At 73.6% G+C, this 2,635-nt stretch carries 3 protein-coding genes; 2 read left to right on the top strand and 1 reads right to left on the bottom strand.

What is annotated here, in order from left to right:
• Positions 1 to 458, bottom strand: a 458-nt coding sequence (locus HGA02_RS15875; RefSeq protein WP_168680049.1) for a MarR family transcriptional regulator, incomplete at its 3' end; no start/stop codon positions are given.
• Positions 459 to 559: 101 nt separating this feature from the next.
• On the opposite strand from HGA02_RS15875, the gene xylA reads away from it, so the two are divergent.
• Together xylA and HGA02_RS15865 are read left to right on the top strand one after the other, a co-directional pair.
• Positions 560 to 1,747: a xylose isomerase gene (gene xylA, locus HGA02_RS15870; RefSeq protein ID WP_168680047.1), complete on the top strand. Its 1,188-nt coding sequence runs from the start codon at positions 560 to 562 to the stop codon at positions 1,745 to 1,747.
• Positions 1,748 to 1,928: 181 nt separating this feature from the next.
• Positions 1,929 to 2,635: FGGY family carbohydrate kinase (locus HGA02_RS15865; RefSeq protein WP_246247901.1), on the top strand; the 707-nt coding region annotated here is incomplete at its 3' end.

Here is a 2,635-nt window from a genome sequence, read left to right as displayed (position 1 = left end):
GGCTCGCGTGCCACGGCCGGCGCGGCGAGCTCGTCGACCGCGGCGTCGACGAGGGCACCGAGGCGGGGAAGGACGTCGGTCGGGTGGCTCCCCCGGAAGTCGCCGTGCTCGACGTGCTCGACGAGCACGCCGCGGGCGAGGTCGAGGACGCGGACGCCCAGGTAGTCGACGTTCACCTCGGCGCCCAGCGCGGCGAGCGTGCCGGCGGCGGCGGTGAGCGGGACGGCGGGACGACCCGCGCGCTGCGTCGGGACGGGGTCGAGCTCGGCGACGAGCCCCCCGGCGACGAGACGGTCGACGAGCGACGAGACGGTGGCCCGGGTCAGTCCGGTCGCGGCGGCGACGTCGGCGCGCGACGGTGGGGTGGCACCGGTCGCCGCCGCGTCGAGCACCTGGCGCAGCACGAGCCCGAGGTTGTGCTCCCGCAGGCTCCCCTGCCGCGCCGCCGTCGCCTTCACGGGGTTGACCCTAGCCGGGATCCGCCATAAGTTCATCCATACAACAAATCTCGTGCGGCAGACCCCGCCGCGCGAGGGCACTCGACGACGAGAGGTCCGTGATGGTCCGCAAGCCCACCCGCGACGACAAGTTCTCCTTCGGCCTGTGGACCGTCGGCTGGAACGCCCAGGACCAGTTCGGCAGCGCCTCGCGGCCGTGGCTGGACCCGGTCGAGTCGGTCCACAAGCTGGCCGAGCTCGGCGCGTCGCACGTGACGTTCCACGACGACGACGTCGTGCCCTTCGGCTCCGACGCGGCCGAGCGCGACCGCATCCTCGACCGCTTCAAGCAGGCGCTGTCGGACACCGGCATCACGGTCGAGATGGTCACGACCAACACCTTCAGCCACCCGATCTTCAAGGACGGCGCGTTCACCTCGAACGACCGCCGCGTGCGCCGCTACGGCCTGCGCAAGGTCGTCCGCAACGTCGACCTCGCCGCCGAGCTCGGCGCGTCGACGTTCGTCATGTGGGGCGGCCGCGAGGGCGCCGAGTACGACTCGGCCAAGGACCTCAAGGCCGCGCACGACCGCTACGCCGAGGGCATCGACACCGTCGCCGCGTACATCAAGAGCAAGGGCTACGACCTCAAGATCGCGATCGAGCCCAAGCCGAACGAGCCCCGCGGCGACATCCTCCTGCCGACGATCGGCCACGCGATCGCCCTGATCGACCGCCTCGAGAACGCCGACATCGTCGGCCTCAACCCCGAGGTGGGCCACGAGCAGATGGCCGGCCTCAACTACACGCAGGGCATCGCCCAGGCGCTGTGGGCGGGCAAGCTCTTCCACATCGACCTCAACGGCCAGAAGTCCATCAAGTACGACCAGGACCTCGTCTTCGGCCACGGCGACCTGTTCTCCGCGTTCGCGACGGTCGACCTGCTCGAGAACGGCTTCCCGGGTGGCGGCCCCCGCTACGACGGCCCGGTCCACTTCGACTACAAGCCGTCGCGCACCGAGGACTTCCAGGGCGTCTGGGACTCGGCGTCGGCCAACATGGCGACGTACATCCTGCTCAAGGAGCGCGCGCAGGCGTTCCGCGCCGACCCCGAGGTGCAGGAGGCCCTCGAGGCCGCCGGCGTGCTCGAGCTGTCGCAGCCCACGCTCGCCGAGGGCGAGACCCTCGACGACCTGCTCGCCGACACCTCGTCCTACGAGGACCTCGACGTCGACGCGGTCGCCGAGCGCGGCTTCGGGTTCGTCCGCCTGAACCAGCTCGCGCTCGAGCACGCGCTCGGCGCTCGCTGACACCCGCGACGCCGCCCGCCCCGGCTCCGCACCGGGCGGGCGGCGTCGTCGGCCGTCCGGACGACCCGGCCCCGTCCCCCGGGGTCGGGTCGTCGCGGCACCGCCCCCCTCGCTCCACCCCTCACCCGGCCCCGCTCCCGGACCGCGCGACGCCGCCGGTCCGCCCGCCGAAGGAAGCCTCATGACGCTCGTCGCCGGCGTGGACTCCTCCACGCAGTCCTGCAAGGTCGTCGTCCGCGACGCCGACACCGGGGAGCTGGTCCGCCAGGGCCGCGCCTCGCACCCCGACGGCACGTCCGTCGACCCGCGCCACTGGTGGGACGCCCTGCAGACCGCGATCGCGGACGCGGGCGGCCTCGACGACGTCGACGCAATCTCCGTCGGCGGGCAGCAGCACGGCATGGTCGCGCTCGACTCCTCGGGTGAGGTGGTCCGCGAGGCGCTGCTGTGGAACGACACGCGCTCGGCGCAGGCCGCGACCGACCTCATCGCCGAGCTCGGCGACGGCGACGTGGAGAAGGGCGCGCAGGCGTGGGCCGACGCGGTCGGCTCGGTCCCGGTCGCGTCGCTCACCGTCACGAAGCTGCGCTGGCTGCGCGACGCCGAGCCGCAGAACGCCGACCGCGTCGCCGCCGTCGCCCTCCCCCACGACTGGCTGACGTGGCGACTCGCCGGCAACGGCGCCGGCACGGGTGCGGCGGGCCTCGACCAGCTCGTCACCGACCGGTCCGACGCGTCCGGCACGGGCTACTGGTCGCCGGTGACGAACGACTACCGGCTCGACCTGCTCGAGCGCGGGCTCGGGCACCGGGTGCAGCTCCCCCGCGTGCTCGGCCCGTCCGAGGCCGGTCCGCGGGCCGTCGTCGGCGCGCGCGAGCCCGTGCTCGG

The organism is Cellulomonas septica (genome assembly GCF_012396155.1).
GTDB lineage: Bacteria > Actinomycetota > Actinomycetes > Actinomycetales > Cellulomonadaceae > Cellulomonas > Cellulomonas septica.
Note: the sequence above shows the minus strand (reverse complement) of the source record. Positions and strands in the feature narration are given on the sequence as shown.

Bases quoted from the DNA above. Each gene is read 5' to 3' on its own strand.
- xylA (WP_168680047.1), top strand. From the start codon at position 560: ATGGTCCGCAAGCCCACCCGCGACGACAAGTTCTCCTTCGGCCTGTGG.